The following is a 25,730-nucleotide window of genomic DNA, read 5'->3' on the forward strand; positions in this document are numbered from 1 at the left end:
GCAAGCCATCATCGACGCTTGCTGCGATGCCTGGAACCGCGCCACCAGAGATCCAAGCCGCATCCGGTCCCTTTGCAACTACCCGTACATTAAAGCGGTCAGTTCATGAGCGGGCCGGTATGATTGTGTAACATCAAATGTGTCCTTGTTCTTCTTGGCCGAGCCTCCAGAGATAATCATGCGGCGAAGGCCATTCGCTATCTGTACAGGTCGCACTCCGCCGCTTCTGGATGCGGACCGACCCCATATCCGGAGCGCCAGCCAGTGAATGACCTCGAACTGGCTGCGAAGCCGGTTTTGCCGGTCGGCGGTCAAATCACTCCGAGAGCACGCATGGCTTCGGCCACGCGAACAAAACCGGCGATGTTCGCGCCGAGCACGTAGTTCTGGGGAGCCCCATACTCCTCGGCTGTATCAGCGCAAAGGTCGTGGATGTTGCACATAATCTCCGCTAGCCGCTCCTCCGTGCGTTGGAATGTCCAGCTGTCACGAGACGCATTCTGCTGCATTTCCAGCGCGGAAGTCGCGACGCCTCCTGCGTTCGCGGCCTTTCCAGGCGCGACTAGCACGCCGGCGCTCTGGAATACGTCGATCGCGTCGGGCGTGCAGGGCATGTTCGCCCCTTCGCCGACCGCTCCGACGCCGTTCTTGACCAGCGTAACGGCGTCTTTGCCCGACAACTCGTTCTGTGTGGCGGACGGCATGGCCACGTCGCAGGCAACATCCCAGATAGAACCACCCTCGACATGATGCGCGCCAGAACCCTTTAGTCTCGGGTACTCGGAAAGGCGCCCGCGCCGAACCTCCTTGATCTCCTTTATTAGATCGAGGTCGATTCCCGTCTCATCCACGACATAGCCGCCAGAATCCGAGCAGGCGATGACGGCGCCCCCAAAAGCCAGCACCTTCTCCATCGTGTATATCGCGACGTTGCCTGCACCCGATACGACGACGCGCTTGCCCTCGAGGGTCTCTCTGCGTCTCTCAAGCATGCGCTGCACGAAATAGGTAGCGCCGTATCCCGTGGCTTCCGTCCGTGCGCGTGAGCCGCCATAGGACAGGCCCTTGCCGGTCAGCACGCCCGATTCGTAGCGATTCGTCAGCCGCTTGTACTGGCCGAACATGTAGCCAATTTCTCGGCTGCCCACTCCAATGTCGCCCGCCGGAACGTCCGTGTTCTCGCCGAGGTGCCGGTGCAGTTCGGTCATAAAGGACTGGCAGAAACGCATGATCTCACCATCGGAGCGGCTACGAGGATTAAAGTCCGAACCACCCTTGCCCCCGCCGATCGGCAAGCCGGTGAGCGCGTTCTTGAAAACCTGCTCAAAGCCGAGGAATTTGATAATCCCCAGGTTTACCGACGGATGGAACCTGATGCCGCCCTTGTACGGCCCGAGCGCCGAATTGAACTGGACGCGGAAACCGCGGTTGATCTGGACCTGGTTCTGGTCATCGACCCATGGCACGCGGAAGATGATCTGCCGTTCCGGTTCGCATACGCGCTCGATCAGTGCGTTCTCCGCGTAGCCGGGGTGTTTCGCTACGACCCGGCCAAGACTCTCCAACACCTCGCGCACGGCTTGGTGAAATTCGGTCTCGCCGGCGTTGCGGCGAAGGACCTCGGTCAGGATCGGTTGGAGCTTCTCATCGACTGGGGACATGTTATCTTTTCCATTAGGCTCGGGAACGGCTGTCGTACGCCGGTGTGTGAACTCGAACCGCAACAGCCGGAGTGTCGGCCGCTCCGGGAGAACAATCAGCTTCGCAAAGTATGTAGTGCGTCTGGGACAGGCGACTGAGGGCAAGACGGGAGCTTTCGGAATCATAGGGACCCCCAAATCTCGGTCTCAGCGACGAAAGCTGTCTTCTCTAAGTCGCTGATAAGAACCTCGATCTGAATAACCCACCGGCCTCGCTTGATGAATTACACCTCGCCGGCAAATCGCCCCCCGAGACGGCGACAATGGCCGCTCAAGTCTGCGGATGACAAGGCCGTCGCCCGGCGTCATCCGAGCCAGAAGGCCCCAGAGAGGCCAGAGGGAGCCTGCGGATCACGGACCTCGGCTCCCCGGCGGGTAGTGTCACCCCAAACGAAAATTCGTCGTACCACTCGTCCGGCAAGTTGCCTCCCGTCCACGCTATCTCCCTTACACCCTGAAACAGGGTCTGATCGACAGGACCGCCGGAATGAGCTTTTTCATTAGGATCTCCTTCGGGGACTGGACGAAGCGCAAAGAACGACATCTGGCCTCCGGAAGAAGCCTCCGGCAAGTTTTCGACGAGAGGGATGTTGAGGTGTGACGTCCGGGTCATCTCACGTGCACGGCAAACCTCGAGATCACCAGATGATCGCCGTGGGCGGCCTGGGCGAAGAGGTAATAGGTTCCCGGCTCCGGGAACGTAATAGCTGCCGCAACCTCCGGGCCGAAAGCGACTGGGATCCCCGGATGATTACCTTTCACTTCCAAGGCTACTGCCCCATGATCACTATGGTCGACGGCCCCGTGGGGCTGCGCGATAAGAGTCCCGTGGGTATGCAGAAACGTCGTCAGGTCATCCTTCACGACGGCAAGATGCAACGGGGCTTCGAGATAGGGTCGAAGGCTCGTAACGGGCATCTTGTTCTTCATAAAACGGTAAGAAAAATTTGCCTCTTCGCCCGCCTTTACCGTATCCGGCTGGTCTAGCGTTACGGTGTAGGTTTGGCTTTGGACCGCGTCCTGCAAAACAACTGGTTCTGTGTAGCGGTCGTCTTCTTCCAGCTTGACGGAAGTCAGGCCGGGCCGAGCTTCCGATTGCGCTACAGGATCGGAAGGCGCACCGGCGACGTCCACGAGGAACTGCGTGTCCTGGGCACCATGCGCCACCGTCACGAAATCGACGGCGACGAGGTAGCGTCCCGCCCGGGGAAAGTTGAAGAACACCTTCGCAGATCCATCCTTTACCGGTTCGTCAAAATCCTGCGGATGGATGTGACCAAGCACCTGCATATCGTCGCTGACGACGACCACGTGCAGCTTGCGCCCGTGATGCTTGAGCAGCCCCTGGACTGGCTGTCCGGACGAATCGGCCAGAGCGAATGCAAGCTCTGCGGACGTTCCCGCTTCCAACTTCTTCGGATGCGTTTGCAGTACGACGTCCGCCGTGTCGTGTGCAGCGCTGCTGTGTGCGTGGGTGCCACCAGCCGCGGGCTGTTGGTGCGTCTGGTGGCCGTGGCCAGCCGCTTGCGCTACTTGGCTGTGCACTTCGCGAGCGGCCAGGCTTGCGCTTGTTGATGTAAGCACGCTCATGCTGATCGCAGCGGCTGCGCTAATTCTGATCATGATCAATTCCTGCTGTTGAGGTGCCCTGTGACAGGACGCGATGACGACGGGTCGATCGCAAGGGAGTGGACGGTGACCGCCGCCCACTCTCTTCGCGCCTCCCGCCGCTTAGTGGCCGCTGTCGTGCTCGTTCGGCGGGGCGTCGAACACTTCTGGGTTCTCCTCTCCCTCGACAATCAGGTAGCCTGCCAGGCCCCGCTCCGCTCTCGACAGAGCATGGTCAACCAGCACGTACCGCCCGGGCACTTCACATTTGAATTCCACGATGTTGGCTGATCCAGGCGGAACAATGATGCTCTGGACGTCGGTGATGGGGGGACTCGTCACCGATCCCAACTGGTAAGCCTTGTCGAAAATTTCTCCGATCACGTGGAAACCAGAAGTGCAGTTCGGTCCGCCGACGCCAAAATAGATGCGAACCGTCTCACCCACCGCGGCTTTCAAAGGATAATGATCAGTCAGGGCCCCGACATGCCCGTTGAAGACAAAATACTCGGGCCGCTCGTTGAGTAGCTTCTCGTAGCTTTCGGTCAACAGGCCACTGAGCATTTTCCGGTTTCTCGCATCCGCGTCGGCCAATCAGGGACCGACAGCTTGTCTGGAAGCTCTTGTGGCGGGAATCTCGGAGCGCTACTTTGCGCTGGCGCAAATAAGAATTCTTTGCCGCACTGGTCCTTCGTTCCTCAGAATGCGGAAGCTTGAGATTTCCGGCTTCCTCACGACCGCAGCCGGCCGGGCGGGCGCCTCGTGATCTCCCAGAAGCGTTCGTTTGGTCGGGTCGGCTACAAGCCCGCCCGAAGGCTCCATTGTTGGACCACTGGCCAGACGGCGTCCCTACATCATATCGTTGCGCAACAGCGAGGTGAGGAACTGCCTTGCAGTGAAAACGGGGAGCACTGGATGGCCCTGAAGCAGGCGGAAGCAGGCGAAATCGTTGATCTCTCGCCACTGGGGGCCGCGCCTGAAGAATTTCAGGACAGCCGCAATCGTCAAATCGGAAGCTTTCGAGGCTGTACGCCTGGTCGTTCGGGCGGGCGCTACGGTCCCGACGCATCATGTCCCGGGGCCAATCACACTTCTCTGTTTGGAAGGGCGAGCGGTGATCGCCTTGCCGGAGACCGAAGTGGAACTGGAACCCAATGACTGGATCTATCTGAAAGGCGGGGAGCCCGCACTCGATCCTCGGCATCTCAGATTCGTCACTTCTCCTTACAATCATCTTTGTAGGCTGATCAATTGATGCTGGAGTTGCAGAAAACCGGACGTCTGAGGAGGGTGAAAGCTCACTGCAGATAGCCGATCAGATGCCGCTCCCCGTGTTAACTGTACCCGCGCCGCCGTCCTCATCCCGCCGCCTCTTCAGCCTCGTCGCTCGGGCCGCCGCGCAGTTGAAACAGGAAAAGCCTGATGGCTGCACTGTCCACCTCCACGTCCGACCGTTCCGCGCCCCGCGCGGCGCTGAAGTCGGGCGACCTCTCCCGCGACGGCCGAGGAAGGATCCGGTCGATGCCGCCGATCCTGCACTACGGCTTCAGGCCCTTCTTCTTCCTGGCTGCGCTCCACGCGGGGCTCGCGATCCCGCTCTGGCTCTGGGCCTTCTTCAGCGGCGTCCAGTTCGGCGGTCCCTTCGAGGGCATGCAGTGGCACGCGCACGAGATGCTGTTCGGCTATTTGAGTGCGGTCCTTGCGGGCTTCATCCTGACCGCGATTCCCAACTGGACCGGCCGGCTGCCTCTCAGTGGGCTGCCGCTGCTGGCGCTTGTCGGCCTATGGATTGCCGGAAGGGCAGCCTGCCTGTTCTCGCCCGATCCCTGGCTGGCTATGGCGGTGGACCTGACATTTCCTGCAGCTCTAAGCTTCGCCATCTGGCGCGAGGTTCTCGCAGGGCGAAATTGGAAGAACGCGCCGGTCGCGGCGATGTTCACCGTACTCGGGCTGGCCAACGCCGTCGACCACTTGGGGAACATGGGCATCGGGCCATATGGTCTCGGTCAACGTCTGTCCCTCGCCGTCGCGGCAACCCTGCTCGCGCTCATCGGTGGACGGATCGTGCCTAGCTTCACGCGCAACTGGTTGGTCAAGGAAGGATCTACCAGGGTTCCGTCGCCTTTCGGCGCGCTCGACAGAGCCGCCCTCGCGGCAACGGTCGTCGCGATGCTGGCATGGGCCGGCTTGCCGCAAACGCCAGCAGCGGGCGTTGCGCTGTCCCTGGCCGGTCTCCTGCTCGCGGCAAGATTGACGCGGTGGTGCGGCATGGCGACGCTGACCCAGCCGATCCTGTTCGTTCTCCACCTCGGCTATGGGTGGCTGGCCCTTGCACTCGTTCTCATGGGCATCAGCCAGTTCGTCGCTTTCCTGCCGGCTTCAGCCGCGCTCCACGCCCTCACGTCAGGCGCCGTTGGATCCATGACGCTCGCGGTCATGACCCGAGCGAGCCTTGGCCACACAAGACGGGCGATCATCGCCGACCGCTCCGTCGTCGCGATGTATGGATTGGTATCCGTCGGGGCCGGTCTGAGGGTAGTCGCGCCGTTCGCAGGCGACTGGTATACCACGGCGCTCGCTTTGGGCGGAGCGCTCTGGTGTTGCGGCTTCCTGCTGTTCGCCGTCCGCTTTGCGCCGATACTCTGGGGGCCCCGCGCCGGCGCTTGAACGCCGTGCGCCCTCTTCGTCGTCGCGGATGAACCGCGTGGCGCCACCGATGCGTCGTGCTGGCGGCCGACCTCATGTGCAGCGCCGGCTTTCTGACGGTTTTCGGGTTTGCTGGCGAACGTCTGTTAAAGAAGCGCCTGGCAAGCAACCGCAGTCAGGAGTTCGCGGCGTCTGTGGCATTTTGCGGCAGCCTGCCCCTCGACCGATGCGGCCGAGCGAGAGACCGGCGAACTCTACGCCGTACCCCGGAAAGGCGCCGGAGCCCATCACACACAAGCACCGCCGGCTACTGCCATGCGGTGCTTCCAAAGATCGGTTATATCGCACTCTTCGCTGGAGGGACTCAGGCGTTGGTGACTGCCTGAGCTCCCCCGACGGTTGGGCTCAATTCGACGCTACCGTCTCGCTGAAGAGGTCGGCAAAGGCGGCCTTGGCCTTCCCGGGATGGGTTACGGCCTGAGCCTCGTCGGCATTTGCAGGTTCGCCGACCTTGATCAACGCGACCATGCCCATCCCGTAGTGTGGCGTGCACTTGACGCCGTATAGGCCTTCAGCGTCCATGGTGACCGTGAATTCCTTGTTGAACTTGCTCTTGAAGGACTCCGCTCCCTCGGGAAGCATACCCTTGATGCTCTCGACGTTGTGCCCCTTGTCGGTCGGCACGAAGCGGATCGTGTCGCCGGGAGCGGCAACGATCAAGTCCGGCTCGAATACCATGGCACCCTTGGCGCCCTTGTTGAGCATCTGGACCTCGATTTCGGCCGCTCCTGCCGCGCCTGCGACCATGACTGCACCGAGCGTGATGGCGACCAGAAGTTTTTTCATTTTCATGTCCTCTTGTTCCGACAGCTTGGGCTGCCGTTGCCCCCTCAATAGGCCGGTGCGCCGAGCGACAGTTTGCGCAAGCGCAAACGGGAGTTAGAAGACTGTCCGACTGGTCACGAGAGACGATTGCATGGCTTTAGACAGATCGCTGATCGCCGCCCTTCCCGCCTTCGCCGATCTAGGCGCCCGTGACCTGGATGCCATCCTCGCGTCGGCGCGATCTTCCCGGTACCCGAAGAATTCGGAAATCTTCACCCAGGGCGAGAAGGCCGAGCAGTTCTTCCTCCTGCTGTCGGGCCACATAAGGGTGGTCCGCACCACGCCTGACGGGGAACAGGTGATCGCCCGCTACATCAACGAGGGGGAGCTGTTCGGCATCGCCATTGCGATGGGGACTAGAACCTATCCGGCCAGCGCGATCGCCGCAGTGGATTGTGTGGGCATCGCCTGGCCGAATTCCGTATGGCACGACCTGCAGTCCCGGTTCCCGGCCTTCGGTGCAAGCGCGTATCAGACCATCGGGAATCGCTTGCAGGAGACGCAGGCGCGCGTCGTGGAGATGTCGACCCAGCAGGTCGAGCAGCGGATTGCCAGCGCGGTGCTTCGGCTGGTGTCGCAGTCCGGGCGAAAGACACCGGACGGTATCGAGATCGACTTCCCGATCAGCCGCCAGGATATCGCCGAGATGACCGGCAGCACGCTTCACACCGTCAGCAGGCTGCTGAGCGCCTGGGAAGACCAGGGGATCGTACGCAGCGGGAGACAAAAGGTGACGGTGAAGGATCCTCACGCCCTGATGCTGGTGGCCGAGAACAGGCCGCGAAAATAGGCTTCGTCACAGTATATTCGGCTATGTCAAGCCTGCAGAACCTGCGGTCGGAGTTCGGCGATCTAGGGTGTTCGACCTCCTCCGCGTCGCGCAATGATTAGCGAACGCACTCCCGCGATCCGATCATTCAGCGCCGCGGCGGACTCGGGTGCCCAAGGGCCCCTCCCTGTGACCTCTTCGGCTATTCGTGCAGGCCTACAGGTGCTCTTGCTGCGACCTCGTTGCGACCTGATCCCCGGAGATTGTCTCAATGTCCGACGATTTGTCCGCCGCGGGACGGCCTCGCATCGCTGTCAGGAGTTCCGCGGCGAACGCCGTCTCGTTGATCCCATGAGCGGCACACGCATCCGCGACCGTGTGGAATATCCCGATCGGGCAGCCGATGCACAGCATCCTGTTGCGGATCATGACGCCGATCGTTGCGGGCCACCTGCGCATGATTTCATCCACTGGCATCTTAGGATCGATCGCTGAGGGATTCATGCTGCGTCTCCTTGAGACCCAATCTCTAGCTCCCGTCGATCATCGGACTTTGTCAGTGCGCAAACAGCAGCACGAATTGCTGCGGTGCAGCAGCTTTCGCTGCCGCCCGTAACGCCTGAATTGCAATGTTGCTGTGGAAGGGACGCCCGGCTTGATGCAGGTTCCTTTCGACGCGACAGATCATGGCCTACCGCAGGCAAGTCTAGCAAAGAAGCTGCGGGAGTATGCGCAAGGGGAATAGATCTGCGTTGTACGGTTGGCGACGAGCACCGCGATGCGCGTCTCGGCATGAACGGATTACCGGAACGACGGGTACAGCGTTAGGGGTTATCATGAAAATAGTCGTCCCAGTCGTCATCGTCGCCCTGATCCTCATAGCGATTATCTTCCTTCTAGGCTTCCCGCCGGCAAGCTGAAGGGCTGCGGCCACGGCTGCCGCACGGTGGCTAAAACTAGCAGGGTGGTCCATAAACGACCGACCTTTTCCAAGCTGCCGCTGAACTCCCGACAAAGCAGGAAGAAATGGCGGCTCGGTCGTTATGGCTTCTTAGTTCCCGGACGCAACAATGGCTTGTTTGGGGGTTTCGGAAGTGAACGGAAGCGTGCATAAGGCGCATCGTTGGTGCATCTTTTTGATGCGCGGCAGCAGCCGCGCCTCACACACCGCTGAACAAGAGTGACGGCGACATGATCTCACAGCTGACACAGGGTGAACGGCAGCTCTCGATCGCAATTATGGCGGTCCTTGCAGCATTCGGCCTTTTGCTGGCGGTCGCGGGGGGCACGGATCCGCTCGGAGTGCACGGGGCGCTGATGCTCGTGGCGGGTGCGGTGGCGATTTTCTTCCTGCTTGCGCACCATGACGATCCGGAGCCGGAGCTCGCGCGACGGTCTTCTGAGTACTACGACGATCCGATCAAGGCCGGTGTCACGCTGACGATGATCTGGGCCGTGTTTGGCATGTTCGTCGGCGTGTGGGTAGCTGCCGAGCTTGCCTGGCCCGTACTGAACTTCGAGACGTCCTGGCTCAGTTTCGGTCGCCTCAGGCCGGTGCATACGACGGGCGTCATCTTCGGCTTTGGCGGCAACGCGCTCATCGCCACCTCCTTCCATGTCGTGCAGCGGACGTCTCGTGCCCGCCTGGCGGGCCAGGTGAGCCCTTGGTTCGTGCTCTTCGGCTACAATCTGTTCTGCATTCTTGCCGTCAGCGGCTACGCAATGGGCCTGACACAGTCGAAGGAGTACGCGGAGCCAGAATGGTACGCGGATCTCCTGCTCGTCGTGGTGTGGGTGACGTATTTCGTCCTCTACATTCGCACGCTGGCGCGTCGGAAAGAGCCCCACATCTACGTTGCGAACTGGTACTTCCTGGCCTTCATCGTGGTCGTGGCGATCCTGCACATCGTCAACAACCTCGCCGTGCCGGTCTCTCTCGGTCACGCCAAGAGCTATACGATCTGGTCGGGTGTCCAGGACGCGATGGTGCAGTGGTGGTACGGCCACAACGCCGTCGCCTTCTTCCTGACTGCCGGCTTCCTCGGCATGATGTACTACTATCTGCCCAAGCGGGCAGATCGGCCGATCTTTTCCTATCGCCTGTCCATCCTCAGCTTCTGGGGCATCACCTTCTTCTACATGTGGGCAGGCTCGCACCATCTGCACTACACGGCCCTGCCGCACTGGGTTCAGACCCTGGGGATGACCTTCTCGGTCATGCTGCTGGTGCCCTCCTGGGCCTCGGCCGGGAATGCGTTGCTGACCCTCAACGGCGCGTGGCACAAGGTGCGCGACGACGCGACCCTGCGCTTTATGTTCGTGGCCGCCGTATTTTACGGGCTCTCGACGTTCGAAGGCTCGTTCATGGCGATCCGCCCCGTCAACTCGCTGTCGCACTACACCGACTGGACGGTCGGCCATGTCCATGCCGGCGCGTTGGGCTGGGTGGCGCTGATTACCTTCGGCTCAATCTATACACTTGTGCCGAGCCTGTGGAAGCGGGAGCGGATGTATTCCGCTACGCTCGTCGAAGTGCACTTCTGGCTCGCGATCGCCGGTACGCTTGTCTACGTCTTCTCCATGTGGAACTCCGGCATAGTCCAGGGTCTGATGTGGCGGACCTATACAGAGAGCGGCACCCTTGCCTATTCGTTTATCGATTCCCTTGTTGCCATGTATCCGTATTACATCGCGCGTGCCTTCGGGGGGCTGCTGTTCCTGCTCGGCGCAGTGGTCGGCTGCTACAATATCTGGATGACGGTCAGTGCCGTGCCGGAAGCCACTGGCCGGCGAGCGCCGGACATGCCTGACGATCGAGCGGCGCAGGCTGTTGCCCCTGCGCCGGCGGAGTAGAACCCATGGCCGAGTTTTTCCACCGCAAGATCGAACGGTCTGCCATTGGCTTTGTGCTCGCAATCATCGCAGCCGCCAGCGTTGGCGGCATCGTCGAGATCGCGCCGCTCTTCACCATCGACGAGACGGTGGAGGAAGCTCCCGACATGCGTCTCTACACCCCGCTGGAGCTGGCTGGGCGGAACATCTACATCAGAGAGGGTTGCTACGCCTGCCACAGCCAGATGATCCGCACGCTGCGCGATGAAGTCGAGCGCTACGGTCCCTATTCTCTGGCCGTGGAGTCCCAGTATGACCACCCAATGCTGTGGGGTTCCAAGCGGACGGGGCCAGATCTTGCGCGCATTGGCGGCAAATATTCCGACTTCTGGCACGTGGCGCATCTGACCAATCCGCGCGACGTCGTCCCGGAGTCCAACATGCCTGCCTATCCCTGGCTGGCCCGCGACGGGTTGGAGACCAGCGACCTTGGCCAGCATCTCGCGGCACAACGTGCTGTGGGCGTGCCTTATACCGACGAGATGATCGCGAACGCCCAGAAGGATGCGATCGGCCAGGCTTCGCCCGACAGCGCGTACGCCGCAGCCGTTCGCGAACGTTACGGCGAGGAGACGCAGATCAGCACTTTCGACGGGGTAGCGACAGAGCTCACCGAAATGGACGCGCTGGTCGCGTATCTGCAGGTTCTTGGACTGCTGACCAACGCCGCCTATCAGGATACCGCCACCCCGGGCGAACCACCGGACCTCGAGGAGCTGACCGCTCCAGCACCAGCACCAGCACCAGCACCAGCACCAGCACCAGCACCAGGAGGCTAACTCCATGGATCTCGACTACGAAACTCTCGTCGTCTTCTCCAAGAGTTGGGGCCTGTTTTATCTGATGGCGTTCTTCCTCGCCGTCGTCGTCTATGCATTCTGGCCGTCCAACAGAAAGCTCTTCGACAGGGCAAAGAAGAGCATTCTCGACAAGGACGATCGGCCATGAAGCCGGAAGATCGCGATCCAGTCAGCGGGCACCGTACAACCGGCCACGAGTGGAATGGTATCAAGGAATTGGACACGCCGGTTCCGCGCGGGGTGCTCATCTTCCTCATCGTGACGCACATCTTTGCGGTGCTGTGGTGGTTCCTGATGCCGACCTGGCCCCTTGGCTCGACATACACGAAGGGCCTGCTCGGTATCGATCAGCGGCAAACCGTGGAGGAAAATCTCATCGCAGCTGCAATGGAACGGGCGCCGTGGGTGACGCAAATCGAAGCCTCGAGCTTCGAGCAGATCCAAACCGACCCGCAATTGATGGCAGTCGTCGAACAGAGCGCGCCCCAGCTGTTCGGCGACAACTGCGCTGCGTGCCATGGCGTCACCGCAACCGGCCGCATCGGCTATCCTGACCTGACCGACCAGGACTGGCTGTGGGGCGGAGACCCGGAAACGATCGCCGAGACCATGCGGGTCGGGATCAATGCGATGCACGACGAAACCAGGTTTGCGCAGATGCCGGCTTTCGGCCGCGACCAGATGCTGGACCGTAACCAGGTTCACGACGTCGCAACCTATGTGTACTCGCTCAGCAATCCCGCAGTCACGACGACGGATAGTATCGAGCAAGTCGAGGCGGGGCGAGAGATATTCGCGGCCAGCTGTGCCGCCTGCCACGGCGAGGATGCTACGGGCATGCGAGAGGTCGGCGCTCCGAACCTGACCGACGCATTCTGGATCTATGGCGGCGATCTGCAAACGATCGTCACCTCGGTCCACGGGGGCCGCCAGGGGCACATGCCGACGTGGGACGAGCGGCTGACGGAGGCAGAGATCAAGATCCTTGCAGTCTACGTCCACTCGTTGAGCCACCAGACCCCCTGACGCGGAAAGGAGCGGCCGTGGCCCAGAGCAACCGAAGCAGGATCCGGTGGATGGTGGGCGGTCTTGTCCTGGCCGGCGTCCTGCTCTTTGCAGGCGCCAACGCGCACCTTGTCTATGTCGCCTTCGCAACCCAGCCCGATTGCGTGGCGCATCTCAAGGGGCCGGGGACTAAAGCCGGCCAATTCCGGGCGGCCAAATCTGCCTGTTAATGCGACGAGCAGCCGAAGTACCACGCGGAGAACGATCGATGACCGAAGCCGACGAGAACTACGGCCTTCTCACCCAGACCTCGGACATTCGGGAAATGCAGAACCCCAAGTTCCAGCGTCACCTCCCCCCTTCAGCCGCGCTGGGCTGGTTGAAGGCCGGCTGGCGCGATATGGTCGCGCATCCCCACATCAGCCTTGCCTATGGTCTCGTGATATTCCTGCTGTCCATCCTGACCGTGTGGAGCATGTTCTCGTTTGGATGGGACCACATCCTCTTCCCGGCCTTGGCGGGCTTTCTCATCATCGGTCCTTTCGTCGCGATCGGCCTCTATGACCTAAGTCGGGGACAGGATGCAGGCGAGACCGTCAGCCTCGGTCGCTTGTACCGCCTGCGGGCAAAATCCGGCACACAGATGTTCTTCGTCGGCATTCTCCTTTGTCTTCTGATGCTCATCTGGTGGCGGGCTGCGGTGATCGTCTATGCCCTGTTCTTCGGCTATCGGCCGTTCCCCGGCCTCGACAACCTAATCCCGATGCTGCTCACGACCGGCATCGGGTGGGCGATGCTGATCGTCGGCGCCGTCGTCGGTGGGCTCTTCGCGGCCTTCTCCTTCGCGATAAGCGCCTTCTCCATACCGATGCTACTGAACGAACGATCGGACGCGCTCACCGCGATGGGCACCAGCATGATGCTCGTCTGGAACAACCTGCCGGTTATGATTACCTGGGGTGCCATCGCTTTGGGTCTGTTCGTGATCTGCCTGCTGACGGGTCTTGCCGGCCTCATCGTGGCGTTCCCGCTGCTCGGGCATGGCACGTGGCACGCCTACAAGGCGATCCGCCGGCCCGACGAAATATCCCACGTGGACGAGCCGCCATCACAACTGGCGCAGGTCTAGGACCAACGGCAGCGACTATGAAGGGCTGTTCCAAAGACGTCGATACCGCTCCGGAGGTAACCAGCGGTCCCGCCGGCAATGCCCATGTCGAAGAGGTTCTCCTCGCGAGCCGGCAGATCACGGATGATCTTCGGCAGACCGTGCTCTCTGTGCCCGGCATCCACTGCGGCAGCTGCATGCGCGCCATCGAGGGCGCTCTCCGTGCGCTCGACCATGTCGAGCATGCTCGCGTGAACCTTTCCACCAAGCGGGTCGCAGTCCACTGGCACGGGGAGACCCCGCCGCCCTTCATACAGACCCTGACGGCGATCGGCTTCCCGGCGCACCTCCACGACAACAGCGCGGACGAGAAGGATCCGGTCCTCGCCAATCTGCTGCGGGCTCTGGCCGTCGCCGGCTTTGCCGCCATGAACATCATGTTGCTGTCGGTTGCGGTGTGGTCGGGCGCCGAGACGTCGACGCGCAACCTCTTCCACTGGATCTCGGCCGCGATCGCATTACCGGCGCTCTTCTACTCCGGCCGCATATTCTTCCGCTCGGCTTGGAGCGCACTTCGCAACGGTCGGACGAACATGGACGTGCCGATATCGGTCGGCGTGATCCTCGCCTTCGGCCTGAGCATTTGTGACACGATACAGGGCGACCAACACGCCTATTTCGACGCATCCGTGGCGCTGATCTTCTTCCTGCTGATCGGTCGCACGCTCGACCACATGATGCGCGAACGCGCCCGCACGGCGGTCAAAGGCCTCGCGAAGCTTTCCGCGCGGGGGGCGACTGCCGTCCGCGAGGACGGCAGCACGATCTATCTGCCGGTTTCCGAGATCCGGCCCGGAGCGAACATCCTTCTGGCTGCCGGTGAGCGGGTGCCCGTCGATTCCGAGGTCGAGCACGGCACCTCCGATCTGGACTGCTCGATCGTATCCGGCGAGAGCGAGCCATTCCGGGCCGAAGCCGGGGCCTGCCTGAAGGCCGGCACGCTCAACCTCACAGGGCCGCTGCGAATTCGCGCCACCGCCGCCGCCGATCGATCCTTCCTGGCTGAGATGATCCAGCTTATGGAGGCGGCGGAGGGCGGACGCGCGCGCTACAGGCGGATGGCGGACCGGGTTGTCGGCCTCTATTCGCCGGTGGTGCATCTGACCGCCCTGGCGACATTTCTTGGCTGGATGTTCCTCGACGGCGACTGGCATCAGGCGATCAGCATCGCGATCGCCGTTCTGATTATCACCTGTCCCTGTGCTCTCGGACTGGCGGTGCCGATCGTGCAGGTGGTCGCCGCCCGCCGCCTCTTCGAAAGCGGGGTGATGGTGAAGGACGGGTCGGCCATGGAACGGCTCGCCGATGTCGATACGGCCGTATTCGACAAGACGGGAACGCTGACGCTCGGAAGGCCGCATCTGGTCAACGTGGCAGATATCGCTCGCGCGGATCTGCGGCTGGCGGCTGCCATCGCGAGCCATTCCCGTCATCCACTGTCGAAGGCGCTGGCGAGTCATGCCGACGGGATGAGCGCGGTCGCGCTCGACAATGTGGCGGAAATCCCCGGTTCAGGTGTCGAAGCCCGCTGGGACGGCGTGGTCTATCGGTTCGGCCGTGCGGACTGGGCGGTGAAGGGTGCCGCAGATCAGGAAGGGGCTCATGTGGGGACCGTACTGGCGCGGGATGGCCGCTTCATCACGCGTTTCGTCTTCGAGGATCGGTTGCGCGAGGACGCGGCGACGGCCTTGGCCGATCTGCAGCGCAAGGGGCTCTGCATCGAGATTCTGTCGGGCGATCGCACCGTCGAGGTAACGCGGATCGCGGCGGAGCTCGGGGTCGCGACCGTCCGGGCCGGCGCGCTTCCCCGCGAAAAGGTGGATCGCATCCGGGCACTGACCGACGCAGGCCACAAGGTGCTCATGGTCGGAGATGGTTTGAACGATGCTCCGGCTCTGGCGGCCGCTCACGTCTCGATCGCTCCCGCCACGGCCGCGGACATCGGTCGCAACGCCGCCGACCTCGTGTTCCTGCGAGAAAGCTTGGCCGCCGTCCCACTCGCCCTGGAGGTCTCTCGCGCGTCGGGGCGCCTGATCCGGCAGAACCTGGCGCTGGCAATCGGCTACAACGCAGTCGCGATTCCTGTCGCGGTCCTCGGTTATGTCACGCCTCTGGTCGCAGCACTGGCGATGTCGGGATCCTCGTTGGTTGTGGTTGCGAATGCGCTTCGCCTGCGCAACATCTCAAGCCCACGGCGCGTGGAGAGGGCAGAAAACCGGCAGCCGCCATTGGTCATGGAGCCGGCAGAATGAGCACGTACATGTTCCTGATCCCGATCGCTCTGGGCCTAGGTTTGGCTGGCCTCGGAGCCTTCCTGTGGTCGCTCCGGAACGGCCAGTATGAGGATCTCGATGGCGCGGCTGAGCGTATCCTGACGGACGAGGACAAGCCGATCCGCGATCACCGGTGAGCGAGATCGGACCGCATAGCGGCATGCCGCCGGTATCACAGTTCTTTGCGCTGCTGGCCGCTCTAGCATTCGAGAACATCAGGCCAAGGTTACCGGCAGAATGGTTCTATCGCAGGGTATCCGCACTGGGGCTGTTGTGGGATGGGATCGTAAGAATGTCGAAGGCTACGCCTTCCATGCTCGGGAGCTCCAGCGGGCCCTCTGTTCTATGCTGCCTACCGGGCCGGGACGGGCGGCCAGAGGAGCCTGAAGAGAAGATGTAAGGCGCCGGCGGGCGGAGAGGCAGAACCGCAAGGCGGTAGGTACGGCGACCTCTTTGCTGCGGTACGAGTATGGCGGCGCCACCGATTGCGCGTCGTATCCGCCAATGAATCCTGAACGTTGGCGGCGAGATAATTGATGTCGGATTCCGGCGCTATACCGGCTTGGGATGGCGCCAGACGAGGTCGATCGACCGCGCTTACTGATGGTTGGCGTTAACAGTCTTGGCGACTGCCGGCGGCAGCATCGTCGAGATCCCAAGTATGTCCATGAGGGACGCGTCCGGCGCTGCAAGATCGGCAAGGGTAAAGCGGTCCAAGACCATCATGTAGGCCTCTAGGGCCTCGCGCAGCACGCCACGCAAACGGCACGAGCCCGTTATCCGACAGGTATTGCGTGCCGGATTGAAGCATTCGACGATCCGAAAGCCGTCAAATGCCTCTTCGGTTGAGCGGATCACATCACCCACCCGAATCTCGCTCGCGCGCCGTTTAAGACGCAACCCCCCTCCTCTTCCCTTGACTGATTCCACAAAGCCGCCTCGAACGAGATTGGGGGCGACCTTCATCAAGTGAGTTCGCGAGATGCCGTATGCCTCGGATGTCTCCTTGACGGTCGCCAGCCGGTCAGGCTTCAGCGCCAGATACATGAGCAGTCGCAGTGCGTAGTCCGTGTACAGCGTCAGCCGCAAGGGGACCCTCCCAAAAATGATGCATAAGAGATATTGCTTTTTCACAACGCTAGCAATAGCGTTCATAATATGCACCATTGATGCATGTTAAATTGGCTGTAAATAGCGGCCTGTCCATTGAGGAGACACCAGTTCCAGTGCTGAACTTCATCCTTAAGTGCTTCTTGTTTCCTGGGAATCTCGCGCTCGAGAAGTGCGGAATAAGCGTCGAGGAAGACGGCGGAGTGTTCCGCTCCATCATCAACATGTGTGTCTGGGGTGCGATCATCCTCGGTCTCGCGCTGAAAATCCTCCTTTAGCGGCCAAGCGCAACACCCAATGCCATGCGGGCTGCCTCTGGAAGCAGGCTTCTGGCGACGGCGCCCTCCGCTCCGCTCCGTTCCTACGCCGGCTGCCTCGATTCGCAGGGCAATAGCGAGCCTGAACAAACAGAACACTCGGACGAATAGAGCAGTCCGGAAGATCGCCGCCGGCATCATCAAGGCGCGCTGACAAATGAGAGAGTCGCATGTGTTCGATCGAGCTTTCTTCGGCCAAGTCCGCGGACGGGAAGAAACACCCCATCGACGCGGCAGACCTAGCCGTGACCATGGTTGCGAACTTCCGGGCGCACCCGCATATCTGTAACGTGATGACTCATATCTCGGGCGGGAACTGGACGAAGATCAAAGAGACGATGGCAGCGATCCTCGATGTGTCTTCCGCAGACGCGACCTTGTCGAAGCTGGCCGAGAATATCGTCGAGCTCATCTGTGCCGACGGCGGAACGACCGGCAGGATCTTGAAACCATTCTTTGATCAGATGCTCGCCGCCTATCTTCCGGCAGCCGCCGGCCGGGAAGTCCGGACGCATGTCACGGCGTTGTTCCGCAGAACGAGTTTGTCGGCAGGAGCGCCGGCGCCAGCAGAACCTGCCCTGGTCTTCAGGCCACAACGAACGTTTCGTCAGCGGCAGCGACCTGCCGGCCCCGTGGCTTTATCCGCCTGAGGGAAGGGGAGCCCTAAGTCGCCACCCACCGGTCCCTCACAGCAGAAGGTCGCCGATCGCAACTAGGATCAGTGCCAGCGAGATCGCGCTAGGAACAATCACGGCTGCGCCGAAAGCGATCGACAGGATCGAAACCAAGTCCGTTGGAAGGTTGTTTCTCTTAAACATGTGAACAAAGTAGGTGGATCAATCATCCCGTCAAACGGCACGGAAAATGGCAGAACTTGTTCAGTTCAGGCTTGTCCTCATCGAGTGGGCGTTCGCCGAGATCGGTTACTCCGGCGCCTAAGTTGGCGACGCGACGCTTATCGCCATCGAAGTCGTCCGCAAACCCGAATTCGATCAGCTTTACGGTTCCGCCGCGACAATGGGCTTTTGAACGGTTCTTCGCCTAATTCAACCAAAACCGAAGGCTTGCCAAGAATTTCGAAGCCGCGATCGATTCCATCAGAACCTTAATCCACCTTGTGCGTCACATCGCCAGAACTTCATGAGTTTCGAACCAACCCTCAGTCTGCAAAAATGATCGTGAGGAGAATAGAGGAATCTTCAATGCCGCGCACCGAGTGGGGTTCCCCACCCTCGAGATAGAGCCAGTCACCTGATTTCAATTCCACTTCGGCCCCCGATACGGAGATCACTGCTCGGCCTTCCAGACCATGCAACGTGATAGGTCCAGGCACATGGTGCGTTGGGATTGTAGCGCCGGCGCGAACTACCAGACGCACAGCCTCAAAAGCCTCCGATTTGATGATTGCAGCTGTCTTGGTATCCTTCAATCGTGATCCCAATGGTGACAGATCGACTATGTCACCCGCGTTCGCATGCTTCAACGCCATCCGATGCTCCTCGTCTGCATGGAGCAGTTCTTCGCCCCTGGTCAGTGGGATATGGGGCGAGAGTTCTAATGAGCGAGCAGCGAGACCAGATGACATATCTGCCGCATCCCTCCAATTGATCGATGTCGCCGAGCCCACCTGCTGCACGTGCCGGCCGTGGACGTAGATCGATTTCCGCCTCTCCGGGATGTTCTCGAAGATGCGCTTAAGGGTACCCGAACTCCATGGAGAGGAGTGGCTCAACCGCTGCCGTCACACGCAGGCGTGCGTCCGGCGCGAGCGGAAGTAAGGGGCGGGGCGGCTCCGCCGTCCCCAGATTAAGGATATCAAGCAGCGCGTACACTACGCGCAGGCTGCCATAAACTCTGAAAGTGTCCCAGAGAGGTGACAGCGTGTCGTCAATGCCCCGCGTCTTCTCCAAGTCACCGGTCTGGGCAGCGCGAACCAGCGATAGAGCCGTCCGCGGCAGCATACCTGCGAGGACGCTGTAGAAGACGTCGGCACCTGCTAGCATTGCCGCGGCCATGCCCCAATCACCACTACAGCCGACGGAAAGTCCGGTGCGAGCCCAAAAGATCGGCAACTCTCCGTCGAAGTCTCCGCCGGCAGGTAGGGGCATCTTCATTGCCCGTATCGACTCGATCTCGGATAGCCGCGCCAGGAGATCCGTCCCGAAGTTGAAGTGGGTGGTGCTGGGGTTGTTGTAGATGCATAGTGGCAAGTCGGTCGCCGCGGCGATTGCACGAAAATGCTCGCAGGCCTCGTCCTGCGTGAGCGGCGTGTAAGAGACGGGTGCCAGGAGGAGCGCGTCCGCTCTTTCGGCCTCTGCGTCCCGCGCGAGTTCCTGAGCCTGGTCGGTGCGCAGAGCTCCAATCCCAACTATAAGCGGCACCCGTCCGCCCATGCATTCGGATGCCGCCGCAATGGCACGCCGCCGCTCTTCTCGGGTCAGGTTAGGCATAAATGCCTGTCGAGCCGAGGAGGCCAAGCGAATCCACGCCAGCGTCAAGCACGCGCTCCAGCAAGCGGGCAAGTGTCTCGGTATCGACTCGGCCCTGCTCGTTCGCCGGGGTAAGCGGGAAGGCGGAGAGGCCGTGGAAGGGAGAAGTATACAACATCGTCGGCTTCTTATTCACGATCAACTGGAGATGAGCAGGCATATGTGGCCCGATCCCGGAGGCGGCATCCCCATTCTGTCAAATCCGCCGCCATATCGAAAAGGCAATTCCTGTAATCTTCCGCGATTATGAAGTAACGGACGCTATATAGCTGTCATACTACGTTCAATTTCTCCAACGTTAGAGCCGATTCATCAGAGCTCCCGATCGCAAACGATCATATAAATACGGCAGACGCCGCTTTCGGTCGGCATCCTCCAAGGAGACTACGTCTCCAAGCAGGCAGGCCAGCGCATCGCCGATTTCAGCAATTACGGCAGCGCTATGCAGCGGGAGCGCAACCAGCGCGCAGTCGAGTAAAATATCACCCAGCCGATCCAGCGTCGCGAGGTTCAGGTCATGTGCCGCACGAGTGAGCCAGTCTTCATCGATCTGCGGATGGGATTGGAAGAATAAGGTCGCGTGCAAAAAGTCGGTGATCGCCAGCTCAGCATCTTCCCAGCGATTGCCAACCAGCCGATCCAAAACAGGACGCAAAGCCGAATCCGCGCGAATGCGTTCGCTGAATTCACGCGCGAGCGCATCGAGATCGGAGTCGTCAAAATAGATCGATGGGGCAAATGACGAGCAAGGCATACTGAAGGCGCCTTCAACGACGGCCGCTAAAACATTAACGCAATGCGTAACGCAGTTAGACAACATGCGACTTGCGTCCGATCAAATTCCTCGGCGATCGCACGACTACAGCCCTCACAGTCGCTCTGAGACTTCCCGCCCGCATGGAGTTGGAGTGATTTGGAACGACGGTGTTCCGTTTTCACGCAGCCGGACTGCGCTGGGCATTCCGGCGTCAACCGATCGACGAAGGGTGACGCGATGCTGGCGATGACATCGGAAACGACGTAAGCCAGCCCTCCCGTGGCAAAGTCACCAGCATCATTCGACGAGGCGTAGCAAACGCAGAATGATCAGGGTGAGAACCACGGCCATTACGGCGAGGATGTATTCTCCGAGCCCACTTGCAAGTCCTACGGCCCCAGCCACCCACAGGGACGCACCGGTCGTGAGGCCGCGCACTTCGCCCCGCGACTGAATGATGGCTCCCGCCGCAAGGAACGCTATCCCGGCCGTGATCGCCTCCACGATACGGATGGGGTCCGCCTGTACGCCGTCTTGCTGAAACCGATCGACGAGTTCCACCATCAGCAGCGTGAACAGACAGGCGCCTATGCCGACGAGCATGTGGGTACGTAGCCCTGCGGGCTTATCGCCGCGCTCGCGTTCGTAGCCGACAATTCCCGCCAAGAAGGCCGCGGCGAGCAGCCGGATTGCCTGTTCGATCTCCTTGATCCAGCCCCAGTCTGCAAATAGCGGGTCCATAGGCTTCCTCCCCAACAAACTTCTGAGAAGGTATGGAGTGTGGCAGTTCCGAGGTGGCCGTGTCAGCGTGTTTGCCAAGGTGTGGCCAACTAGCTCTACCTGCGGCGAATCCATGCGACATGGATGCACCATGACGGCGCAGGGAGGCTGAAGTGACGGGCAAATCGGGTCGAACCCAGATGATCAGCAGCGCCGTCTGCCAAGCCAGGGCTGACGCGGCGGAGATAGATGCTTCGGAAGCGGCAACAGAAGGTCAACGACAGCGGCATGAAGAATCACGCAAAAATTGGCAGCGCTTGGCCGATCAAACGCGCCAGATTGAGAGCGGTCAGGGAGAATAGAGCCGCGCTCGCCTAAGCGCGCCGTTTTGGTGGATCAACGCAGTAAGCGGGGAGCGGAAATTGAGAACGCGACGCTCGAAGACCAGCGGTATGCCTTGCGCCTTTGCCGCCGCTGTCCTCGCATGCGGCACCACCCACGCGCAACCGGAAACAGTGCGCGCGAAAGGTGTCACACTAGCTGGGGAGGGCGTGCCGGAAGTTGTCGTTCGTGACGACGTGGGCGAGACCGTCTTCTCCGTCCGGCCCACCGGCCGCCTCTATCTCGACGCCGTGAGTGCCGACGGAAGGCAGCTGGCGCCGGGCGCAACGCTCGGCGGGCTGCCGCTCGATCCGGCCCGCGATCCCTACCCCTCCGACGATGTCGATCTGTCGGGCGGCCGCATCGGTGTCGACGGCGTCCTCTTCCGCGACATCGACTACGAGGTCGAACTCGACTTCAGCGGCGAGGAGTGGACGGTCACCAACGCCTATTTCACCTATGGCGGCGACGCCCTGCCATTCTCCGTCTCGCTCGGCCAGTACAAGCCGCCGGTCTCGCTCGCCGAGCAGACCAGCTCGCGCTTCACCGCCTTTGCCGAGCGGCCGATGTTCACCGACGCCTTCGGCTTCGAGCGGCGACTGGGCATCGGCGTCGACCGGAACGGCGGAAACTACAGCCTCGCTGCCGGCGTCTTCCGCAACAACGTCAACCAGGAAGGCCCGGATAACGGGCTGCTGGTCGCCGGCCGCGCGACGTGGGCGCCGGTGAACAACGCCGATGCCGACGATCTGGCGCCGGAGGACGTCCGCGCGGTGCATCTCGGCGCCTCGGCCTTCTACCGCCGGACCGGCAAGGCCGATGCGGTCTACGATTTCTTCGGCGGCAGCGTCACCGGGCCGTTGCCCACCGTCTTCGGCACGCGGCCGTTCCGCGGAGACAGTGACGTCTTTGTGGGGCTGGAGGCGGCACTGGTGCGCGGGCCGTTCTCGCTCCAGGCCGAAGTCGGCGTCGACGTCGTCCAGGCCGGTTCGCCGGTGATGGGCAACAGGCTGTCCGCCCGCGCCGACGATCCGGTGTTCCACGGCTCCTACGTCGAGGCGAGCTACTTCGTCACCCGGAACGCGGCGCGCAACTACCAGGCCGGCACCGGCGATTTCGGCCGGCCGCTGCTCGCCGACGGCGCATCCCTCGCCGATGGCGGCTGGGGCGCGCTGGAAGTGGCCGGGCGGCTCGACTATCTCGACCTCGACAGCGGCGAGCTTCGCGGCGGCGAGATTCTGACACTCGGCGTCGGCATCAACTGGTGGACTAGCCGCTACAGCCGCGTTGTCGTCGATTATTTCCGCACCGAGGTCAGCAAGGCTGCGGATGTGGCGTTCAACCAAGGCCTTCCGGAGGACAACAAGATCGATACCGTCCTCGCGAGATTCCAACTCGATTTCTAGACGAAGTTTACAGCCCGCGAATCGGCTGCGCCAATTGATGGCGAGCGGCTACCGAATAGAGTGGACTGACGCCCGCGGGCGCTACGAGCGCGAACTCGCCAACGTCATCCTCCCGCTCGGCCTAGAACGAGCGCTTTCTCAAGGGAGTCAGCAAGACCAGCCGTATCCATCGCAGAAATCCGAAAGGACGGCCCGTGCCGGCTAGAACGCGCAGGGCGAATGCTGCAAAATCAGCGGGACGCGGCCATGTCGAGCATGTCTTTGCCTCCCAGAGCGGGCCTGTGGGGATGGTCGTGCGGCCCCATCGGCAACGTCAGAGCAGAGGCCCTGCTCACGCCGGCGAACGTGGCCTATAACACCTGGGTCAGATTTGTAGATGATCGATCCAGGCCATCTCCTCCGCAGACGGCACGGGGGAGCCATAGCGACGCTTGAGTTTTTTTCGCGAGCTACGGGTCCGGCCCTGCGAGCCCTCCCCATCGATGGTATGCCCCATGAACTTCTCGCGGACCGATTCAGGGACGCCGGCCGCGTCGCAAGCCGCTGCAAAATTGTGCCGCGTCGAATGCGCGACGTGACGAGGGTCGGTCGTGACAACGTCGATCTGCCGTGCGAGGCGTTTCGACAATGCGGCGGAGTAGCAGCCGTACTGGTCTGGTTTGCAGTGAGGAAACAGCATCACGCGATCCCCTCCACGCGCCCGACGCTTCTCGATGAATTCAAGAAAGCCTTCAGCAATCAGGGCTGGGTGGATCGGGACCACCCGACGAGAGCTCGTCGTCTTCAGGTCAAGCTCCCTGCGGCGCTCGCGATGAACCGGATCGCCATTGTCGAGATAGAGCAAATCGATGCACCACCGGCCGTTGATCTGTCGGATGTCCAGCGGTGAAAGGACCGCAAATTCATCAAGCCGCAGCCCCGTAAGCGGCAGCACGCGAATCCACCAATAATCTGGAGTGTTATTGGGCTTCCGGTCCGCGATGGCGCGAAGCGCAGGCATATGGTGGGGTTCAAAGGGGAGGCGTTCCTCGGACTCACCGATCGCCAGACCGTCGTCACCCTTTACCCGCTTCGAGGAGACGCCAAACAGCGGGTTCCTTTCGATCAGACCGAGCGTGACGAAATGGGAAAACAGGGTCTTGATCGGCGAGAGGTATTTCGCATCGACGGTGATAGGGTCGATCTTCGGCACGGGCATCGCGAGTTCCGCATTCATCCGGATCTGAAGAAGCGGATCATCCGTCTTGAAACGCTGCTTCGCCTTGACCGGTATCTGGTCCACAACATCACGGAAGCGGTGCATGTCTTCGATGCTGTAGCTCCCGATCGGCTTGTCCCCGACGATGGCCACGAAGACCGCGATACGGCCAGGATAATCGGCGAGGTGCTTGGCCTTCGGGCCCAGCTCTTCCCGCTTTTTCTCGAGGAAGGCGGGTAGCCGCGACGATAGTAAGTCTTCCGATCCCGGACGTGCCAAGGCTCGCTTGATCGCCGCCTCGATGCCGTTCTCGAAGAGCGCTGCGACATCGGCAACGGAGATCGGAGGGCGAGGATGGATCGGGATGCCATCCGCCGTTAGGTCGGCGCCCATTGCCTCTGCAGAGCGGGCAATCTCCAACTCGCTCGTCACGGATGAGGAAGGGTTCAGGGCCTCTTCAGGCATTGAGGATCCCGCGACCGGTATCGAAGGAGGAACGAGCGGCTGACCTGCGAGAAGCCGATCGATCAGATAGCGATATTTTGCCCGCTCGGCCCAGCGCGTCTGGGGAGCGTCGAATTCATTCATGACGTGGTCGAGAATAGCACCGAACGCCGAGCGAGCGTCGGGGCCAAGCCCCGCGCTCCTCAACGTCTCGAATGCTTCCTCTACCGCACGCACCAGCGCCCAACCCCGTCTTGTCGCGGTCCGACGATCGCAGGTTCGAAGCGATCGCCGGATGTCCGACTTGCCGAGGCGCACGATCAGATCGACCGGGACCGGTTTACGGAACCAGAAGACTGATCCGCGCCTCGTGACGAAGGGTGTGAGGGAATCTTGCAAGTAACAAACGCCCGAAAAAAATCGTGACAGGGCGCTGTGACAGGAAGGCGGAGAATCCGGACGTTTCAGATAGGTAAAATCAATGGTTTAGGCATGGCGGAGAGGGGGTCCGCCGAACTTATGTTCCGAAGCGTATCATGATGTTCCGATAACGCATATTTAATAGACGCTTGCGGGCTTTAGGGTCTACCAACATCCAACGACGTCCGCTACAATCCTAGAATATAGTTGGGATAAACGTTGGGGTAAGACCGAGTGCATGCCAAAGACATCAAACAAGCTAGGGTCGACACCCATTCATCCTATTGAAGCTTCGGAGCAAATCGGATTCCCTCGTGCGCAAAGGAGCCAAGGGAGGATCGGATGGCACGACTGTTCTGGCTGAACGACGAGGCGTGGGCCGCTATCGAGCCGCATCTGCCAAAGAACCAGCCAGGGGCGCGTCGCGTAGATGATCGCCGGGTCATCAGCGGCATCCTGCACGTTCTCAAGACCGGCAGCCGTTGGCAGGACTGCCCGAGCGAATACGGACCTGCAACGACGATCTATAACCGCTTTAACCGCTGGTCTCGACGGCGAATCTGGACCAGCATTCTGGAGGCACTGGTCGCAACAGGTGTGCTGAGCCGCTCAGCCTCGATCGACTCCACCTACGTGAAAGCACACCGATCTGCTCATGGAGGAAAAGGGGGGCGAAGGCGCAGGCAATCGGCCCTTCTCGAGGTGGGCAGACAACAAAGATCCATGCCATCACCGACTGCCT

Annotated in this window: 21 protein-coding genes and 3 pseudogenes; 13 read left to right on the top strand and 11 right to left on the bottom strand. The window is 61.3% G+C overall.

What is annotated here, in order from left to right; genetic code table 11:
* Positions 1–311 precede the first annotated feature (311 nt).
* The 3 genes from gdhA to H9Q09_RS21250 form a co-directional block, all read right to left on the bottom strand.
* Positions 312–1,661 (bottom strand): NADP-specific glutamate dehydrogenase, encoded by a 1,350-nt coding sequence (gene gdhA / locus H9Q09_RS21240; protein ID WP_187392717.1) that lies wholly within the window; start codon positions 1,659–1,661, stop codon positions 312–314.
* A gap of 648 nt (positions 1,662–2,309) precedes the next feature.
* Complete coding sequence (locus tag H9Q09_RS21245; protein WP_187392718.1) at positions 2,310–3,323, bottom strand: hypothetical protein; 1,014 nt, start codon at positions 3,321–3,323, stop codon at positions 2,310–2,312.
* 108 nt (positions 3,324–3,431) lie between these two features.
* The gene (locus tag H9Q09_RS21250; RefSeq protein WP_187392719.1) at positions 3,432–3,872 is read right to left on the bottom strand and encodes a hypothetical protein; all 441 of its coding nucleotides are present in this window, start codon (positions 3,870–3,872) and stop codon (positions 3,432–3,434) included.
* A gap of 858 nt (positions 3,873–4,730) precedes the next feature.
* Here H9Q09_RS21250 and H9Q09_RS21255 point away from each other — a divergent pair.
* Complete coding sequence (locus tag H9Q09_RS21255) at positions 4,731–5,975, top strand: NnrS family protein (RefSeq protein ID WP_187392720.1); 1,245 nt, start codon at positions 4,731–4,733, stop codon at positions 5,973–5,975.
* A 384-nt stretch (positions 5,976–6,359) separates the two neighbouring features.
* Here H9Q09_RS21255 and H9Q09_RS21260 read toward each other — a convergent pair whose 3' ends face one another.
* Positions 6,360–6,800, bottom strand: coding sequence for a pseudoazurin (locus H9Q09_RS21260; RefSeq protein WP_187392721.1), 441 nt, complete (start codon positions 6,798–6,800; stop codon positions 6,360–6,362).
* A gap of 130 nt (positions 6,801–6,930) precedes the next feature.
* Between H9Q09_RS21260 and H9Q09_RS21265 the strand changes: the two genes are divergently transcribed.
* Positions 6,931–7,629 (top strand): Crp/Fnr family transcriptional regulator, encoded by a 699-nt coding sequence (locus tag H9Q09_RS21265; RefSeq protein WP_187392722.1) that lies wholly within the window; start codon positions 6,931–6,933, stop codon positions 7,627–7,629.
* Between the two features lie 195 nt (positions 7,630–7,824).
* On the opposite strand, the gene H9Q09_RS21270 is transcribed toward H9Q09_RS21265, so the two are convergent.
* Complete coding sequence (locus H9Q09_RS21270) at positions 7,825–8,112, bottom strand: DUF1858 domain-containing protein (protein ID WP_187392723.1); 288 nt, start codon at positions 8,110–8,112, stop codon at positions 7,825–7,827.
* Between the two features lie 690 nt (positions 8,113–8,802).
* On the opposite strand from H9Q09_RS21270, the gene ccoN reads away from it, so the two are divergent.
* The 8 genes and pseudogenes from ccoN to ccoS all read left to right on the top strand — a co-directional run bounded on the left by ccoN (position 8,803) and on the right by ccoS (position 15,883).
* The gene (gene ccoN, locus H9Q09_RS21275) at positions 8,803–10,461 is read left to right on the top strand and encodes a cytochrome-c oxidase, cbb3-type subunit I (protein ID WP_187392737.1); all 1,659 of its coding nucleotides are present in this window, start codon (positions 8,803–8,805) and stop codon (positions 10,459–10,461) included.
* Positions 10,462–10,466: 5 nt separating this feature from the next.
* Positions 10,467–11,207 (top strand): annotated as a pseudogene (gene ccoO / locus H9Q09_RS21280) (cytochrome-c oxidase, cbb3-type subunit II); the annotation flags it as partial.
* Positions 11,208–11,283: 76 nt separating this feature from the next.
* Complete coding sequence (locus H9Q09_RS21285) at positions 11,284–11,448, top strand: cbb3-type cytochrome c oxidase subunit 3 (protein ID WP_187392725.1); 165 nt, start codon at positions 11,284–11,286, stop codon at positions 11,446–11,448.
* The gene (gene ccoP / locus H9Q09_RS21290; RefSeq protein ID WP_187392726.1) at positions 11,445–12,326 is read left to right on the top strand and encodes a cytochrome-c oxidase, cbb3-type subunit III; all 882 of its coding nucleotides are present in this window, start codon (positions 11,445–11,447) and stop codon (positions 12,324–12,326) included. The genes H9Q09_RS21285 and ccoP overlap by 4 nt, the downstream gene beginning before the upstream one ends.
* Positions 12,327–12,343: 17 nt before the next feature.
* A complete protein-coding gene (locus H9Q09_RS21295) occupies positions 12,344–12,535 on the top strand; it encodes a hypothetical protein (protein WP_187392738.1) in 192 nt (63 codons plus the stop codon).
* A 38-nt stretch (positions 12,536–12,573) separates the two neighbouring features.
* Positions 12,574–13,434 (top strand): DUF2189 domain-containing protein, encoded by an 861-nt coding sequence (locus H9Q09_RS21300; protein WP_187392727.1) that lies wholly within the window; start codon positions 12,574–12,576, stop codon positions 13,432–13,434.
* Between the two features lie 17 nt (positions 13,435–13,451).
* Positions 13,452–15,725, top strand: coding sequence for a cation-translocating P-type ATPase (locus tag H9Q09_RS21305; RefSeq protein WP_187392728.1), 2,274 nt, complete (start codon positions 13,452–13,454; stop codon positions 15,723–15,725).
* Positions 15,722–15,883 (top strand): cbb3-type cytochrome oxidase assembly protein CcoS, encoded by a 162-nt coding sequence (gene ccoS / locus H9Q09_RS21310; protein ID WP_187392729.1) that lies wholly within the window; start codon positions 15,722–15,724, stop codon positions 15,881–15,883. The genes H9Q09_RS21305 and ccoS overlap by 4 nt, the downstream gene beginning before the upstream one ends.
* 460 nt (positions 15,884–16,343) lie before the next feature.
* Here the strand turns inward: ccoS and H9Q09_RS21315 are convergent, their stop codons facing one another.
* Complete coding sequence (locus H9Q09_RS21315; protein ID WP_187392730.1) at positions 16,344–16,835, bottom strand: Rrf2 family transcriptional regulator; 492 nt, start codon at positions 16,833–16,835, stop codon at positions 16,344–16,346.
* A gap of 508 nt (positions 16,836–17,343) precedes the next feature.
* Between H9Q09_RS21315 and H9Q09_RS21320 the strand changes: the two genes are divergently transcribed.
* Positions 17,344–17,823 (top strand): hypothetical protein, encoded by a 480-nt coding sequence (locus H9Q09_RS21320; RefSeq protein WP_187392731.1) that lies wholly within the window; start codon positions 17,344–17,346, stop codon positions 17,821–17,823.
* Between the two features lie 509 nt (positions 17,824–18,332).
* Here the strand turns inward: H9Q09_RS21320 and H9Q09_RS21325 are convergent.
* From H9Q09_RS21325 to H9Q09_RS21340, 4 genes and pseudogenes are all read right to left on the bottom strand, one after another.
* Positions 18,333–18,662: a cupin domain-containing protein gene (locus H9Q09_RS21325; protein ID WP_187392732.1), complete on the bottom strand. Its 330-nt coding sequence runs from the start codon at positions 18,660–18,662 to the stop codon at positions 18,333–18,335.
* Positions 18,663–18,867: 205 nt separating this feature from the next.
* A pseudogene (locus tag H9Q09_RS21330) lies at positions 18,868–19,780 on the bottom strand (dihydrodipicolinate synthase family protein).
* Between the two features lie 180 nt (positions 19,781–19,960).
* Positions 19,961–20,482 (bottom strand): hypothetical protein, encoded by a 522-nt coding sequence (locus H9Q09_RS21335; RefSeq protein WP_187392733.1) that lies wholly within the window; start codon positions 20,480–20,482, stop codon positions 19,961–19,963.
* A 234-nt stretch (positions 20,483–20,716) separates the two neighbouring features.
* Positions 20,717–21,160, bottom strand: a complete 444-nt coding sequence (locus H9Q09_RS21340; protein WP_187392734.1) for an MgtC/SapB family protein — start codon at positions 21,158–21,160, stop codon at positions 20,717–20,719.
* A gap of 530 nt (positions 21,161–21,690) precedes the next feature.
* Between H9Q09_RS21340 and H9Q09_RS21345 the strand changes: the two genes are divergently transcribed.
* Entirely contained in the window at positions 21,691–22,926 is a 1,236-nt protein-coding gene (locus tag H9Q09_RS21345; protein WP_187392735.1) for a porin, read from the top strand.
* A 364-nt stretch (positions 22,927–23,290) separates the two neighbouring features.
* On the opposite strand, the gene H9Q09_RS21350 is transcribed toward H9Q09_RS21345, so the two are convergent.
* On the bottom strand, positions 23,291–24,967 hold the full coding sequence (locus tag H9Q09_RS21350) for a site-specific integrase (RefSeq protein WP_187392736.1): 1,677 nt from the start codon (positions 24,965–24,967) through the stop codon (positions 23,291–23,293).
* A gap of 363 nt (positions 24,968–25,330) precedes the next feature.
* Here H9Q09_RS21350 and H9Q09_RS21355 point away from each other — a divergent pair.
* Positions 25,331–25,730, top strand: a pseudogene (locus tag H9Q09_RS21355) (IS5 family transposase); the annotation flags it as partial.

Origin of the sequence: Aurantimonas sp. DM33-3 (assembly GCF_014334315.1) — a bacterium.
Lineage (GTDB): Bacteria > Pseudomonadota > Alphaproteobacteria > Rhizobiales > Rhizobiaceae > Aurantimonas > Aurantimonas coralicida.